Source organism: Marinitenerispora sediminis, assembly GCF_003336425.1.
GTDB lineage: Bacteria > Actinomycetota > Actinomycetes > Streptosporangiales > Streptosporangiaceae > Marinitenerispora > Marinitenerispora sediminis.
In genome coordinates this window covers 1-15,429 of record NZ_QEIO01000130.1, presented here as the reverse complement: position 1 = coordinate 15,429, position 15,429 = coordinate 1, and the positions used below count along the sequence as shown (strand labels likewise).

The following is a 15,429-nucleotide window of genomic DNA, read 5'->3' as shown; positions in this document are numbered from 1 at the left end:
GGCGTAGCGCTGCCCCTACCCCGGGACGGGCGCCACACCCCGTGATCGCCCGCCCGCCGGCTGGTTGCCTGGTCCGGCACGCACAGCCGAGCCGCGCGGGAGCCGGACGGGCGGCGCGGCCGGTGCCGCCGTCCGCGCGTCCCGCTCCCGGCGCGCGACGACGGACGGGAGACGATGACGATGGACGTACGGACGCGGGGGGTGGCGGTCTTCCTGCTGCTCAGCTTCGGCCTGGCCTGGGGCGGGATGTTCACGGCGGCGGCGCTCGGGATGTCCCTGGTGAACCCGCTCGTGCAGCTCGCCACGATCGCCTTCACCCCCGCGATCGCGGCGGTGGTGGTACGGGTGTGGGTCACGAAGGAGGGCTTCGCCGACGCCGGGCTGGCGGTGCGGGTCCGGAGCGCCTGGCCGTACTACCTCGCGGCGGGCCTCGGCCCGCTCGGGCTGGTCGCCGCCACGGCGGGACTGGCCGCGATCCTCGGGCTGTGGACACCGGACCTGTCCGCACTGGACCTCGCGGTGCCGGGCGTGCCCGGCTGGCTCTTCGTGGTGCTGCTGGTCGCGGCGATGCCGTTGCTCGCGCCGCTCTTCGCGGGCGAGGAGCTCGGTTGGACCAGCTACCTGCGGATGCGGGTCTTCCCCGGCCGGCCGGTCGCCGCGACCGTCGCCACCGGCCTCATCTGGGCCGTCTGGCACTACCCGCTGGCGTTCCTCGGCTACATCGAGTTCGGCAACGTCGTCCTCGGGCTGCTCGTCTGGACGGTGTCGTTCCTGCTCCAGGAGATCGTCCTGTCCTGGCTGTGGCTGAACAGCGGCACTGTGTGGACCGCGAGCCTGGCGCACGCCGGCAACAACCTGGTCTGGTCATTGCTCAACAGCATCTTGCTGACCGAGGCCGGCGGGGTCGACGACTTCGTCGTCATGCTGGTCGGCACGGTCCCGCTGGCGGCGCTGTGCGGCTGGATCGTCCTCAGCGGCCGGCTGCGCGCCGACCGGACCGGACGGCGCGGCGGAGCGCGGCTGGCCAGCCCTAATGTGCGGGCCGCCGCGGTCGCGCCGGACGCCGGACGGGTCCGGAGCGGGCAGGCCGGAGCCTGACCCGGCCGCCGCGCGCCGGGCGGTCACCCGTCCCGGTACATAACCGCCACCTCCTCCGCCGCCCGCCGGAGCTCCGCCCGGGCCGGCGCCGGATGGAGGACCTCCACGTGCGCGCCGAACTGGAGCAGGTGGCGGACCGCCGCGAGAACCGGGTAGTCCAGCTCGACGCCGGCCCATCCGGGACCGCCGGTGTCGTCCGGCGGCCCGGTCAGGAACCCGCCCACGATCCGGACGAACATGTCCAGCCGCTCCCGGCGCACCCGGGCCCGCACGCGTACCCCGGTGAGCCGGTGCTCCACTTCGGCGCGCAGCTCGCTCCACAGGTCCGCGAGCTCCACCCCCTCGCGCCGGCGCACCGGGGCGTCGGTCGCCGTCGCCGCCAGGATCCGGTCCGCCCGGAACAGCCGGGGGCGGCCGCGCCGGTCCGCGACCAGGTACCAGACGCCCGCCTTCGCGACGAGGCCGTACGGATCGACGGTGTAGCGCCGCTGTTCGGTGCCGCCGCTGTGCCGGTAGCGGATCCGCAGCCGGCGGTCGGAGAGGACGGCCGCGTGCAGGACGTCGAGCTCGACGTCGCCCCGCGGACCGCTCATCCAGCGGTCCGGGTCGACGAGGATGCGCCGGCGGGTCAGCTCCGCTGCGGGGCGGTGCGGCGCGGGCAGCGCGACCATGACCTTGCGCAGCGCGGACGCCAGGGCGGAGTCCAGCCCGAGCGCGGAGTGCGCCCCCTGCGCCGCCAGTACGAACAGTGCCCGCGACTCGTCGGCGGTGAGTCCCGTGACGTCGGTGCGGAAGCCGGGGAGCAGGGCGAATCCGCCGTGCCGGCCGCGCTCGGCATAGACCGGGACCCCGGCGGCCGACAGCGCCTCGACGTCGCGGTAGACGGTGCGCGCGGAGACCTCCAGCCGCTCGGCGAGCTCGGTCGCGGTGACCCGGTCGCGGGTCTGGAGCAGCAGCAGGATCGAGAGCAGGCGGTCGGCTTTCACGTCCTCCAGGATCTCCCGGAAACATGACGGCCGATGTCATGTCGGGACGGCACGCTGCGGACCCCGGAGCGGACCGACCTGGCGCCCCGACGCGCTCGGCCACCGGGATGCGCGCCACCTGCCGCACCTGATCTCTCCGATGGCCGGGACGGACGCCGGCACCGCCCGGCGGCTACACCGCCGTCGCTGGCGGAACCGGGGTCGCGGACGGTCGGCCGGTCGCCCGATCCCGTGTTCGGCCGCGACGTCACCGGGGACGAGGCGCGGACGCCGTACGACTCGGGCGGCCGCGCGCGGCTCGCCGAACTCAGGGCCCGCCACGACCCGGACGAACTGTTTCCGGGAGGTCGGTTCGGCAGCAACGGGAGACGGCGGAAATCGGCATTGGGGTGAAGTGCGGGCGAAGCGTGGGAATCCGGCAGCCGATTATCCACTAGGGTCAATCCGGCCTTTCGGATGGCCGTTTATTTCTGCCACACGCCCCCCAACAATTGGAAACGATGTCGAATATCAGACAAAAAGCCCAGCGGTTGTCCGTGCCCGCCCCGACGCGGTTCCGCGTGACGCCGGCGCTCGCCGCGGGGGCCGCACTGCTGCTCGTCCCGGGCCTCGTCCCGGCCGCGGCACACGCCGACACCGCCCCCGCGGCCGGCCCGCTCTGCACCTCCGCGGCGCACCCCGGGATCGCCCAGGTGATCAGTGACGCGATCAGCGAGCTCAGCACGCTGCGCTCCGGCGACTTCGCGGTGGGTGTCTCGGCGTTCGACGGCGACCTGACCTGCGGCTACCAGGCCACCGCCGGCTTCGACGCCGCGAGCGTCGGGAAGGTCCTCGTCCTCGCCACCCTGCTGTGGACCGCGATGGAGGAAGGACGGGAGCTCACCGCGGAGGAGGACGCTCTCGCCACGCAGATGATCACGGTCTCCGACAACGACGCGACGGTGGAACTGCGCAACCAGCTCGGCCGGGACCGCATGCAGGACTTCCTCGACCTCGCCGGCATGTCGAACACGGTGCTGCACGAGCGCAACGCCATCGGGTTGATGAAGATCAACGCCGCCGACGAACTGCGGCTCCTCGACCTCATCATGACCGAGAACGACCTGCTCGGCTCCGAGCAGCGCGCCTACGCCCGGCGGCTCATGGGCGGTGTGGTCGAGGAGCAGCGGTGGGGGGTGCCCGCGGGCGCGCCCGAGGACGCCGGGGTCTACCTCAAGAACGGCTGGCTGCCCTACGACGGCACCGATATCTGGCGCGTCAACAGCATCGGTGCCTTCGAGGGCACCGCCGCCGGTGACTACCGGATCGTCGTGCTGACCGACGACAACGACGGCATGGCGTACGGCGTCGAGACCATCGAGCTGGTCGCCCGGGAAGTCCACGCCGCGCTCAACGGTGCTGAGGAGCCGGCCGTGGCCTCGCTGTCCGTGCGGGACGACCTGCCGACGGAGTCCGACGGCTCCGACCGGGCGTAACCGGTCCCGTTCCGGCGTGCCGGAACGGTTGGCAGAGGTGCCGCCCGCCGTCCGGGACGGCGGGCGGCACGGGGGCGGACCGGGAATTGACGGTCGGGCGCCCCGTCGTGCCCGGCATCGGCCACCTGCCGGTCAGCCCGCCGGAAACAGCCGGAAAAGCGGAACCGGGCGGGCATGCGCGGCGGTGACGCGGCCGCCGGGAGTCCGGACGGCGCCTGCCGCGGCCGGTCAGCGGGCCGGCGCATCTCTCCGGTGGCCACCTCCGACGGTGTCCCGGTTCCCGCAATGCTTCGGCAACTTCCGGCCCGGCGTGCGGCCGTGCGGGCGCAACGGCGCTCCTTGACACCTCTCACGCCCAGACCCAAGGCTGGTCAGCGGGGCCACTCGCCCCGACCACGGGCGGAAACGACTGCGCCGCGGCTGACAGGGCCGCGTCCGACGGGGACACACCGGCAGGTCGCAGCCGCGGGCGCACCGCGTTTCCGCACCCCTGACCGGCAAGGAGCTGTTCCATGCCCGCGCAGACGCTGACCGCCACGCTCCACGTGAACGGGAGGGAGCACGCCCTCCCCGACCTCGACCCGCGAACGACCCTGCTGGACGCGCTGCGCGAGAGCCTGGGGCTGACCGGCACCAAGAAGGGCTGCGGCCTCGGGCACTGCGGGGCGTGCACCGTGCTCGCCGACGGCCGCCGGATCCTGTCCTGCATGGCGCTCGCCGCCCTCTACGAAGGGCGGGAGATCACCACCATCGAGGGCCTGGCACCGGAGGGCGGCGCCGCCCGTCCGCACCCGCTGCAGCAGGCGTTCGTGGAGCGCGACGCCTTCCAGTGCGGATACTGCACGCCCGGCCAGATCATGTCGGCGGCCGGGCTGATCGACGAGGGCCGCACGGGCTCCCCCGAGGAGATCCGCGAGTTCATGAGCGGCAACCTGTGCCGCTGCGGCGCCTACGCCAACATCGTGGCCGCCGTCGCCGATGTCGCCCGGACCCCGCTCGTGCCCGGGGCCCGCGAGCCGGAGCAGGGGAGGTCCTGAGCCATGCGACCCTTCACTCTCGAACGGCCGCACGATATCGCCACCGCGGTCGCGTTCGGCGCCGCGGACGACGACCAGACGGATTACATCGCCGGCGGTACCGACATGATGCAGCTGCTGACGGACGACATCCGACGGCCCGGCCGGCTGGTCTCCCTCGGCGACGGGGTGCTCGACGACCGGATCGAGGCCGCCCCGGACGGCGCCCTGCGGCTGGGGGCCGCGGCGCGGATGAGCGACGTCGCCGACCACCCGGCCGTGCGTGAGGGCTTCCCGCTGATCGCGGAGGCCCTGCTCAGCTCGGCCTCGGCCCAGGTGCGCAACATGGCGACGGTCGGGGGCAACCTGCTGCAGCGGACCCGCTGCGCCTACTTCCGGGACCCCGGGGTGCACGGCTGCAACAAACGCGCCCCGGGCACCGGCTGCGCGGCGCGGGACGGCGTCAACCGCATGCTGGCCGTGCTCGGCGGCTCCGAGCACTGCATCGCGACGCACGCCTCCGACTTCGCCGTGCCGCTGGTCGCCCTCGACGCCGTGGTGCGGCTGTCCGGCCCCGGCGGGGAGCGGACGATCCCGGTGGAGGAGCTGCACCGGCTGCCCGGCGACAGCCCGCACGTGGAGACGGTCCTGGTGCCGGGCGAGCTGATCACCGCGATCGAGGTGCCGGCGTCGCGAGCGGCCCGCACCTCGCACTACCTCAAGGTGCGGGACCGCGAGTCCTTCGAGTTCGCGCTCGTCTCGGCCGCGGTCGCCCTCGACACCGACGGCGGCCGGATCCGGGAGGCGCGCGTGGCCATGGGCGGGGTCGGCCCCAAGCCGTGGCGGATGCGCGGCGTGGAACGCGCGCTGGCGGGAGCCGCGTGCGACCCGGCGGTGCTCCGGGCGGCGGCGGCGCGGGCCGCCGACGGCACGGCGCCGCGCCCGGGGAACGCGTTCAAGCCCGAACTGATGCGCCGCACGGTACTGCGCGCGCTGCGCGTGGTGGGAGGGCAGCCATGACGTCGACCGCAGCCGCCTCAGTCGTCGGACAGCCGGTCAGCCGGGTCGACGGCCCGCTCAAGGTCGCCGGCGGGGCGACCTACGCCGCCGAGTTCGATCCGGGTCCCGGCCTGTGCCACGGGGCCATCGTCACGTCCACCGTCGCGAGCGGGCGGATCGCCTCCATCGACACGGCCGCCGCCGAGGCGGCCCCCGGCGTGGTCGCGGTGCTGACCCACCGCAACGCGCCCGTCCTGCCCTACCACGAGCACAAGGGTCTCACCGATCCGCCGGAGGGCGAGCGCATCCACCTGCTCCAGGACGACCGGGTCCGCCACCAGGGCCAGCCGGTCGCGCTGGCGGTGGCCGAGACCCTGGAGGAGGCCGTCTACGCGGCGTCGCTGGTCCGGGTCTCCTACCGGCCGGAGTCGGCGGTCACCGCGTTCTCCGACGCCGTGGCGCACGCGGTGCCGCCCGGCCCCCGCTACCGGGACCGGGGGCTCGAAGGGGACGGCGGGCGCGGCGACGCCGACGCCGCGCTCGGGGCCGCGCCGGTCCGGATCGAGGCCGAGTACGTCATGCCGCGCCTCAACCACAACCCGATCGAACCGCACGGCACCGTCGCCCGGTGGAGCGAGGGCGAGCTCACCCTGTGGGACAAGACGCAGTGGGTGGACAACGTCCGAGCGGAGATGGCGGCCGTCTTCGGCCTGCCGCCCGACCGGGTCCGGGTCGTGTCTCCCTTCGTGGGCGGGGCGTTCGGCTCCGGGCTGCGGCCGTGGGCGAACGTGACCCTGGCCGCCATGGCGAGCCGTCACGTCGACCGGCCGGTGAAGGTGGTGCTGACCCGGCGGCAGATGTTCGGCATCACGGGGTACCGGCCGCGGTCCACGCACCGCGTCGCGCTCGGCGCCGACCGGGACGGCCAGCTGCTCGCGATCCGGCACGAGGGGGTCTCGGAGACCTCGACCTACGAGACCTACGCGGAGGAGCAGCTCGGCTCCAGCGAGTACCTGTACGCCTGCCGCGACGTCGCCACCCGGTACCGGGTCGCCCCGCGGAACGTGCAGACACCCAACGACATGCGCGGGCCCGGGAAGGTCACCGGCGTGCACGCGCTGGAGTGCGCCATGGACGAGCTGGCCGCGGCGCTGGACATGGACCCGGTGGAGCTGCGGCTGCGCAACGACACGATCGTCGACCAGAGCACGGGCGTGCCGTTCAGCAGCCGGTCGCTGCGCGAGTGCTACCAGGCGGCCGGTGAGCGGTTCGGCTGGAGCCGGCGCAACCCGCGTCCGGGCGCCATGCGCGACGAGCGGGGGCGCCTGGTCGGGTACGGCTGCGCGTCGGCCACCTGGCCCGCCATGCGCCAGGCGGCCGAGGCGCGGGCCCGCCTGCTGCCCGACGGCTCGGCCGTGGTGTCGTCGTCCTCCAGCGACATGGGGCCCGGCACCTACACCTCGATGACGCAGGTGGCGGCCGAGACCCTGGGGCTGCCGCTGGAGCGGGTGCGCTTCGAGCTGGGCGACACCCGCATGCCCACCGCCCCCGTCCACGGCGGGTCGTGGACCATGGCGAGCCTGGGATCGGCGGTGCAGGCGGCCTGCGCCGAGGCGCGCCGCCGGGCGCTCGCGGAGATCGGACGGGCCGACGCCGACCTCGCCGCCGTGCTCCGGCAGATCGGCGAACCCGTCGAGGCCACCGTGCGCACGGAGCCCGGCGATGAGCTGCGGCGCTACTCCGCGCACTCCTTCGGCGCGGTCTTCGCCGAGGTCGCGGTCGATCCGGACCTCTGCACGGTCCGGGTGCCGCGGCTGGTCGGCGCCTACGGGGTCGGCCGGGTGGTCAACCCGAAGACGGCCCGCAGCCAGATCACCGGCGGCATGGTCATGGGGATGGGCATGGCGCTGACCGAGCGCACCGAGGTCGATCCGCGGGACGCCCGGCCGGTCAACAGCAGCCTGGCCGACTACCTGGTGCCGGTCAACGCCGACGTCGGTGAGCTGGACGCGGTCTTCGTCGACGAGGAGGACCCGCACGTCAACCCGCTGGGTGTGAAGGGCCTCGGCGAGATCGGCACCGTCGGCGTGGCCGCCGCCATCTGCAACGCGGTGTACCACGCCACCGGACGCCGGGTGCGCGAGCTGCCGGTCACCGTCGAGCGAGTGCTGGGCGCGGCGGTGCGGTGAGTCGGAGCCGGCCGGGCTGCCCCGGCCGTTATTTGACCGACCGATCCAGTAATGCCTAGAGTCGGGGCCGTGGCAAGGACGAAGGAGTTCGATCCGGACGCGGCCCTGCGGGCCGCGCTGGAGCTGTTCTGGAGCCGCGGCTATGAGGCCACCTCCATGGCCGACCTCGTGGCGCACCTGGGCATCGGGCGGGCCAGTATCTACGCCACGTTCGGATCCAAGCGCGAGCTGTACCAGCGCGCCCTTGAGCGGTATGCCGAGATACGCGACCCCGACCCCGTCGTGATGCTGTCGCAGCCGGGTCCGGCGCTGCCCGCGGTCCGGGCGCTGCTGGAGTCCTTCGCGCGGCAGGCGGTGTCCGAGGAGGGGCGGCGCGGCTGCTTCGTGGTCAACACCGCCGTGGAGCTGGCCCCGCACGATGAGCGGGCCGCGAGGAGCGTGGCGGCCAGCTGGCGGGCGATCGAGACCGCGCTCGTCTCCGCCCTGGTCCGGGCGCGGGCCCAGGGGGAGCTGGCCGAGGACCGCGACCCCTACTCGGCCGCGCGCCTCCTGCTGGTGCTGCTCCAGGGGATCCGGGTCGTGGGCAAGGGGGATCCGGACCCCGTGCGCGTCCGGGACGCGGTGCGCGAGGCGCTCCGGCTGCTGGAGTAGCCGCAGCGCCGTACCGGGGCCCGCGCGCAACGGGGACACCGGTAGGGGCACTGCGGCCCTGATTGTGGACCGATCATTCAAAAAAGGAGTCGTCATGTCCGAGCGTTTCTCCGGTCGCACCGTGCTCGTCACCGGCGGAGGGAGTGGCATCGGAAGGCACACCGCGGTGGCCTTCGCCCGCGAGGGCGCCCACGTCGTCGTCGCCGGCCGGGACGCCGGCAAGCTCGCCGGCACCGTGGAACTCGTGGCGGCGGCCGGCGGCTCCGCCCACGCCGTCACCGCCGACGTCACACGGGCAGCCGACGCCGAACGCCTCGTCGCCGCCGTCGTCGAGCGCCGCGGCCGCCTCGACGTCGCCGTCAACAACGCCGGCTACCTCGCCGCCCCCGCGCCACTCGCCGAGCTCGACGCGGCCGAGTGGGCGCGCATGCTCGACGTCAACGTCACGGGTGTGTGGCTGTCGATGAAGTACGAGATCGCCCACATGCGGGACAACGGCGGCGGCGCCATCGTCAACGTGTCCTCGACCGTGGGGACGCACCGCCGCGTCCCGGGGCTCGGCGGCTACGGGGCGAGCAAGGCGGCGGTGACCGCGCTGACCAAGGCGGCGGCGCTGGAGAACATCGGCGACGGCATCCGGATCAACGCGGTCAGCCCCGGATCCAGCGACACCGCGATGTCGCTGCGTCCGGGCGAGACCGAGGCCGACCGCGCCGAACGGGTGAAGGGGCAGATCCCCATCGGCCGGGTCGGCGAGCTGGACGAGATCGCGTCGGCGATCCTGTGGGCGGCCTCCGACGGTGCCGGGTTCGCCGTCGGCCACGACCTGCTGGTCGACGGCGGGGCCGCGCTGTAGCGGGCCACCCAAGGTGGACACTGGCACGGGGCCCGGCGGTCGCCGGGCCCCGTGTGAGCGGCCGGAGGGGCTGCCGGGTCAGCCGACGTAGCTCGGGGTCCCCGGAACCGGGTCCGCCGGGGGCGCGGGCGCGGGCTGCGGGGCGCTGGGGTCCTCGGACGGCGGCGCGGGCTGCGGGGCGCTGGGGTCCTCGGACGGCGGCGCGGGCTGCGGCGCCTGGGGGTCCTCGGACGGCGGCGCGGGCTGCGGGGCGTCGGACGGCCCCGGGGCGGCCGGGCCGGCCTCGGCCGGGACGGGGGCCGGCACGTCGTCGGCGGCGAGCGCCGGGCCGGCGAACACTCCACCGCACAGCGCCGCGACGGCGGCGCCCATCAGGACCATCGACTTCAGTCGCATGTGTGCCTCTCGATCGTTTCGTATCCCGGTGGAACCTCGGTTCCGCCCGGGTGCCCGGGACCCTCCCGGGCTGTGGCCGCCCCACAATGAGGACGGCGGTCCGCCGCTCCGCGGTGCGCGGTGCCGGCGGGCGGGAAGGCTCACGGGGAGCGGTCACGATGGGATGCGGGTACGGGCCGGGATCAGTCGCGGACCTCGACCGGCGTCCCCAGGGGAAGCAGCTCCGTCATCCAGGTGATGTCGTCGTTGCCGACCCGGATGCAGCCATGGCTGACCCGGGTGCCCAGGGCGCCCTCGTCGTCGGTGCCGTGGATCGCCATCTGCCCGGGACCGCCGGCGAAGGTCTCCAGCGTCGGGGAGAAGCCGCTCAGCCCGAACGCGTACGGGCCATACGCGCCCCCGGGATCCGGCGTCTCCACGAGTTCGGTGACGAAGTACCGGCCGGGCGGTGTCGGGTTCTCCTCGACGCCGGTACCGACCGGCCCGCTCCGGAGTTCGTCGCCCCCCTCGTAGACGGCGAACGTGAGCTCGGCGAGATCGACCTCGACGCGCAGGTCGGTGCTGCTCAGTTCGACGTCGGCGTCGCGGACCCATCCGGTGCTGCCGTTCGGCCGGACCGGCAGCAGCACCCTGAGCCAGTCCCCGGCCTCCTCCTCCACCAGGAACACCCGGTCGGCACCGGCGTCGTTCGGGCTGGCCAAGGTGTGCTCCGGTTCCTCGGCGCCGGGCTCGGCGAAGACGTCGATCTCCTCGCCGACGACCGTCGCGATGCGGGCGCCGCCGCCCTCATCGGAGGCGGGAGCGGACGCGCCCGCGGTGTCCTCCGGCTCGGAGGCGGCGCCGGACGGCTGGCACCCGGTCAGCGCCACTGCCAGCGCCGCCATGGCCACCGCCGCGACGGTGGAACGGCCGGCCACGGGCGTCCATCGGGCCCTGGAGAGATCGGGGGAGTTCATGGTGTCCTGTCTCCGGGTCGGATTACCGGCGACGGCGAAAGGTCACCGGTGGACGCCGGCCCCGTGCCGGGCGCCCACACCGAACCGTGGCCGACGGATGTGAAGAACCCGTGTGCGCGCGGTGATGGTCCCGTGTGTGTCGGGCCCGCACGTCGGTCACCGCCGGAATGCGCCCGGTTCGCCGGAATACGATGGGCGCCTCATCTGCGGACGGTCCCCGGACCGGCGTGCGAGGAAGGACGGACGGACGATTGGGCGCGCACATCGTGGTCGCCGAGGACGACCTCAACCAGGCGGAACTCGTGCGGCGGTATCTGGAGCACGAGGGGCACGCCGTCTCGGTCGTCCACGACGGCGACGGCGCCCTGGAGGCGGTCCGGCGCCGGCGGCCCGATCTGGTCGTGCTCGACGTCATGCTCCCCGGCCGCAGTGGGCTGGACGTGTGCCGGGTGCTGCGTCAGGAGTCCGACGTGGCCGTGCTCATGCTCACCGCGCGGTCCACGGAGGAGGATCTGCTGTTCGGCCTGGACATCGGTGCCGACGACTACGTCACCAAGCCGTACAGCCCCCGCGAGCTGATGGCCCGGGTCCGCACGCTGCTGCGCCGGGCCGGAGGCGTCCGGCCGCCCCGGGAACACCTGCTGCGGGCCGGCGCGATCACCGTCGACCCGGTCCGGCACACCGTCCACCTGCACGACCGGCCCGTCGACTGCACGCCCGCCCAGTTCCAGCTGCTGGCCGCGCTCGCCGCAGAGCCGGAACGGGTGTTCACCCGCGCCCAGCTTCTGGAGCGCATCCACGGCATGGACCGGTTCATCACCGAGCGCACCATCGACGTGCACGTGAAGAACCTGCGGAAGAAGCTGGAGCCCGACCCGCGGGCGCCGATCCGGATCATCACCGTTTACGGGGTGGGCTACAAGCTGAGCGCGGACGCCGGGGACGGCCGTGCCGGGTAGCGCGCCGGAGCGCCGCCGCCGTGCGGGCCGCCGTGTGCGCTCGGCCGGCACCGCCGGCCCGCGCCGCTTCTCCGTCCTCGGCCGGATCTTCGCGGTGCGCGACAGTCTCCTCGTGCGGGTGCTCGCCAGCTCCGTGCTGGTCGCCGTCTGCTCCGTCACCGCGACCGCCTGGCTGGCCGTGCAGGGCACCACGGGCGCGATCACCCAGGAGCAGGGGGAGACGCTGGCGATCGACACCGAGATCCACGACACCCTGCTCGGCTACGCGGCCACCCACCCCGACTGGAGCGGCGTCGGCGCGACTCTGCGGGACCTCGCCGACGAGACCGGGCGCCGGGTCTCCCTCACCACCGAGAACCGGCAGGTCATCGCGGACTCGGCCGCCGACCGGCCGCCGCTCCCGCCGCGCGCCTCGTCGGTGGTCGACCCGCTCGCCGTCGACGTCACGCTCGTCTCCGAGGACGCCGGCCGGATCGATCCCCGAGCGACCGGGCCGTTCACACTCGACTCGGACGAGCGCGACCGGCTGCGCGGCATCGCCGACGACGTCGCCGCCTGCCTGAACGCCCAGGGGTTCGAAGCCGAGGTCGCGACCGAACCGGGCGGACGGCCGGAGGTGCGCAACATCGCCGACGTGCCGGTGGAATGGTCGGCGAGCTGCGGAATGGACGAGCTGGACGCGCCCACCGAAGGAGAACGGCAGGCGCTCGACGAGCTGAACGAGCTGATCAACACCTGTCTGGCCAGGGCCGACCGGTCGCCGGTGACCTACCGGCTCGACGGCACGTGGACGTCGGCGGAGCCCGCCCCGGCCCGTCCCGGCAGCAAGACGGTGCCGGCGGCCGAGGCCGCACCCTCCCCACCGATGGCACCGGACCCGGAGCCGCCCGCGCCGGACCCGCCCGGGGACGAGCCGGCCGCGCCCAGTGCGGATCCCGGCGAGGCCGTCCCGGAGCCGGCCGAAGACCCCGTGCCGCCGCCCGGCGATCCGGCACCGCCCGGCGGCGGCATGGAACCGGCGGCCACGCCGATGCCCAGCCCGGCCTCCGGGCCGAGTATGGCCCCCACGGCGCCGGAGACCGACCCCGTCGAGGCCGCCTGCGTCGACTCCGGCCGCCGCGAGCAACTGGAGCCCTACGTCGCCCCGGCCGCCCTGCTGTTCATCGACGACCCGGAGGCCGGGGCCGACGGTCCCCTCAGCCTCTCCGGTGCCGGCCTGACCCGGATCGTCGGGGTCGTGGCGGCGGTGCTCCTGCTCACCGTGCTCGTGAGCGTCACCGTGTCCACCCGGCTGATCCGGCCGGTGCAGGCGCTCACGCGGGAGGTGCGCCGGATGCGGGCGGGCGAGGGCGCCGCGCGCGTCCCCGTGCGCGACGACGGCGAACTCGGCCGGCTGGCCGCCGCGTTCAACGAGATGTCGGAGCACCTGGAGCGCATGGAGGAGCAGCGCAAGGCCATGGTCAGCGACGTCTCGCACGAGCTGCGCACGCCGCTGAGCAACATCCGGGGCTGGCTGGAGGCCGGCCAGGACGGCGTCGCGACACTGGACACCGAGCGGATGGCGATGCTGATCGAGGAGACGCTGCTACTGCAGCGCATCATCGACGACCTGCAGGACATCGCGCTGGCCGACGCGGGCAAGCTCCGGCTGTCACCCGGCCACGTGGACGTCCGGGAGCTGCTGGAGCAGGCCGTCGCCAGCCACCGGCTCCATGCGGAGGCGGCCGAGGTGGAACTCCTCCTCGACGTCCGGGACGACATCCGGCTCGTCGCCGACCGGGAGCGGCTGCTGCAGGTGGTGGGCAACCTCCTGGGCAACGCGCTGCGGCACACGCCCGGCCCCGGCCGGGTCACGGTGCGCGCGTCCCGGGACGACGGCGCCGCGCTCATCGAAGTGGCCGACACCGGGTCGGGCATCGCCGCGGAGGACCTGCCGCACGTCTTCAGCCGCTTCTGGCGGGCCGAGAAGTCCCGCGACCGGCGGACCGGCGGCAGCGGGCTGGGGCTGACCATCGTCCGCAACATCGTCGAGCTGCATGGCGGAACGGTTTCGGTCGCGAGCACGCTCGGCGAGGGCTCCACCTTCGCCCTGCGGCTGCCGCTGCGGGCCGGGGACCCCGGAGCCGGGTGACTCCCGGCGGCCCGGTCCGGGCCCGCCGACGGGAGCCGGTTCCGCCCCGGGGCCCGGGCCCGCGGTGGCAGGAGCGATACCGGCGGCGAACCCTCGCCACCGGGAGCCCGGCGGCCCAGCCGGGCAGGAGCGCGGCCTGCACGCGCCGGCCGCCGGGCGGGTGCATGTCGGACCGGTCCAGGCCGGGCGCGGCGGCGGCGCCGATCCGAGGGCGCCCGCCGCGGCGAGGGGCCGGGAGATGCGCCCGCGACCAGGCCGAGTCCCACTCGGAGGGCACCGGACCGCCGGCCGCGCCTCCTCCGGTCGGCCATGATGCGCACCCGGTATCACGGGATGCGAAATCAGTCTTGGACGCGCATCACCGTGCCGGACTAGCCTCCACCCAGATTCCGGCGCCGTGATGGCCCCGTCCCGGGCGGCGCGCGCCGCTGTCGCGAGGAGCACGTGAATGGCGCCTGAGCACGATCGTTCCGACCGGGCCGGTGCTTCCTGCGTTCCACGGCCGGACGCGCGGCGCCCCGGGGGGTGTTCCGGGACCGAGCCGGGGATCTCCACCGGCCGCCCCGCCCCGGCTCCGGTCCTCGCCGCCCCCCTCGACGACACCGGACGCAGCAGCCGGCCGGCCGCCGGGAGCGGCCTGGGGCACGACCCCGCCGCCACCTCGGTGCTCCGCGGGGCGCACGGCCTGGCCGCCCTGCCGGGCCCGGCGGCCACGGGTGGCGCCGGGCGCACCACCTCCGAGAAGCCGTGACCGCCACCGCCACCGACGGCGACGCCGTCCCGATGCTGTCCTTGGAGCACGTGCGCGGTTTCGTGGCGGTGGCCGAAGAAGCGCACTTCGGGAGGGCCGCCAGGCGGCTCCAGATGACCCAGCCGCCGCTGAGCCGGCAGATCCAGCGCCTGGAGCGCGACGTCGGCGTCCGGCTGCTGGACCGCACCCAGCGCGGGGTCGCCCTCACCCCCGCCGGCCGCGCCTTCCTCGAGGAGGCGCGGCGGCTGCTGGCCCTCGCCGACGCCGCGCCCGAGACCGCCCGCCGCGTGGCGAGCGGCCAGGCCGGTACCGTGCGCGTCGGCTTCACCGCGACCGCGGGCTTCGGGGTGCTCGGCCGGCTCCTCAACCGGATCGAGGCCGCGCTGCCCGACGTCGAGCTGGTCCTCAACGAGCTCGTCACCGCGGACCAGTTCGACCGGCTGCGCAGCGGCGCACTCGACCTCGCCCTCGCGCGGCCGCCCGTCGGCACCGAGGAGTTCGCGTCCCGCCTCGTGCACCGAGAGCCGCTGGTCGCCGCCCTGCCGGCCGGGCACCCGCTCGCCGCGGACTCCGCCCCGATGCCGGTCGAGCTGCTCGACGGCGAGGCGCTCCTGCGCTACTCCCCCGACCAGGCCCGCTACTTCGCCGACCTGACCGCGCGGATCCTCGGGCCGGTGAACCCCGCGTCCACGCACTTCCTGACCCAGGTGCACACCATGGTCGGGCTGGTCGCCGCCGGCCGCGGTGTGGCCCTGGTACCCGCCTCGGCCACCCGGCTCAGGCTCGACGGCGTGCGCTTCCGGCCGCTGGCGGGCCTGCCCGACGACCCGGTCGAACTGCACGCCGCGTGGCGCCGCACCGTGGTCAACCCCGCCCTGCTGAAGGTCATCGAGCTGCTCGACCCCTGACCCGCCGGCCCGCCCCGGCCGGGTGGCGGGGTGCCCCGGGGCTTCTGGGGCATCCGGC

General features: G+C 74.8%; 14 protein-coding genes. 11 read left to right on the top strand and 3 right to left on the bottom strand.

What is annotated here, in order from left to right; translation table 11 throughout:
• The first annotated feature begins 174 nt into the window (after positions 1–174).
• Positions 175–1,098 (top strand): CPBP family intramembrane glutamic endopeptidase, encoded by a 924-nt coding sequence (locus DEF28_RS20930; protein WP_199493430.1) that lies wholly within the window; start codon positions 175–177, stop codon positions 1,096–1,098.
• A gap of 23 nt (positions 1,099–1,121) precedes the next feature.
• Here the strand turns inward: DEF28_RS20930 and DEF28_RS20925 are convergent, their stop codons facing one another.
• Positions 1,122–2,084 carry a helix-turn-helix transcriptional regulator gene (locus DEF28_RS20925; protein WP_114399506.1) on the bottom strand — a complete coding sequence of 321 codons (963 nt, stop codon included), beginning with the start codon at positions 2,082–2,084 and terminating at the stop codon, positions 1,122–1,124.
• A gap of 500 nt (positions 2,085–2,584) precedes the next feature.
• Between DEF28_RS20925 and DEF28_RS20920 the strand changes: the two genes are divergently transcribed.
• From DEF28_RS20920 to DEF28_RS20895, 6 genes are all read left to right on the top strand, one after another.
• On the top strand, positions 2,585–3,559 hold the full coding sequence (locus DEF28_RS20920; RefSeq protein WP_114399507.1) for a serine hydrolase: 975 nt from the start codon (positions 2,585–2,587) through the stop codon (positions 3,557–3,559).
• Between the two features lie 512 nt (positions 3,560–4,071).
• Positions 4,072–4,596, top strand: a complete 525-nt coding sequence (locus DEF28_RS20915; RefSeq protein ID WP_114399508.1) for a (2Fe-2S)-binding protein — start codon at positions 4,072–4,074, stop codon at positions 4,594–4,596.
• A gap of 3 nt (positions 4,597–4,599) precedes the next feature.
• On the top strand, positions 4,600–5,595 hold the full coding sequence (locus DEF28_RS20910; protein WP_114399509.1) for an FAD binding domain-containing protein: 996 nt from the start codon (positions 4,600–4,602) through the stop codon (positions 5,593–5,595).
• Positions 5,592–7,763, top strand: a complete 2,172-nt coding sequence (locus tag DEF28_RS20905; protein WP_114399510.1) for a xanthine dehydrogenase family protein molybdopterin-binding subunit — start codon at positions 5,592–5,594, stop codon at positions 7,761–7,763. The genes DEF28_RS20910 and DEF28_RS20905 overlap by 4 nt, the downstream gene beginning before the upstream one ends.
• Before the next feature lie 69 nt (positions 7,764–7,832).
• Positions 7,833–8,414: a TetR/AcrR family transcriptional regulator gene (locus tag DEF28_RS20900; protein ID WP_114399511.1), complete on the top strand. Its 582-nt coding sequence runs from the start codon at positions 7,833–7,835 to the stop codon at positions 8,412–8,414.
• 94 nt (positions 8,415–8,508) lie between these two features.
• Positions 8,509–9,270, top strand: coding sequence for a glucose 1-dehydrogenase (locus DEF28_RS20895; RefSeq protein WP_114399512.1), 762 nt, complete (start codon positions 8,509–8,511; stop codon positions 9,268–9,270).
• 78 nt (positions 9,271–9,348) lie between these two features.
• Here DEF28_RS20895 and DEF28_RS20890 read toward each other — a convergent pair whose 3' ends face one another.
• Together DEF28_RS20890 and DEF28_RS20885 are read right to left on the bottom strand one after the other, a co-directional pair.
• Positions 9,349–9,666: a hypothetical protein gene (locus tag DEF28_RS20890; RefSeq protein WP_114399513.1), complete on the bottom strand. Its 318-nt coding sequence runs from the start codon at positions 9,664–9,666 to the stop codon at positions 9,349–9,351.
• A 182-nt stretch (positions 9,667–9,848) separates the two neighbouring features.
• Positions 9,849–10,622, bottom strand: coding sequence for a L,D-transpeptidase (locus tag DEF28_RS20885; protein ID WP_233515447.1), 774 nt, complete (start codon positions 10,620–10,622; stop codon positions 9,849–9,851).
• A gap of 251 nt (positions 10,623–10,873) precedes the next feature.
• Between DEF28_RS20885 and DEF28_RS20880 the strand changes: the two genes are divergently transcribed.
• From DEF28_RS20880 to DEF28_RS20865, 4 genes are all read left to right on the top strand, one after another.
• Positions 10,874–11,581, top strand: a complete 708-nt coding sequence (locus DEF28_RS20880) for a response regulator transcription factor (protein WP_114399514.1) — start codon at positions 10,874–10,876, stop codon at positions 11,579–11,581.
• A gap of 94 nt (positions 11,582–11,675) precedes the next feature.
• A complete protein-coding gene (locus DEF28_RS20875; protein ID WP_233515446.1) occupies positions 11,676–13,712 on the top strand; it encodes a sensor histidine kinase in 2,037 nt (678 codons plus the stop codon).
• Between the two features lie 448 nt (positions 13,713–14,160).
• Positions 14,161–14,463 (top strand): hypothetical protein, encoded by a 303-nt coding sequence (locus DEF28_RS20870; RefSeq protein WP_114399515.1) that lies wholly within the window; start codon positions 14,161–14,163, stop codon positions 14,461–14,463.
• Positions 14,460–15,371 (top strand): LysR family transcriptional regulator, encoded by a 912-nt coding sequence (locus DEF28_RS20865; RefSeq protein WP_233515445.1) that lies wholly within the window; start codon positions 14,460–14,462, stop codon positions 15,369–15,371. The genes DEF28_RS20870 and DEF28_RS20865 overlap by 4 nt, the downstream gene beginning before the upstream one ends.
• The last annotated feature ends 58 nt before the right edge of the window (positions 15,372–15,429 follow it).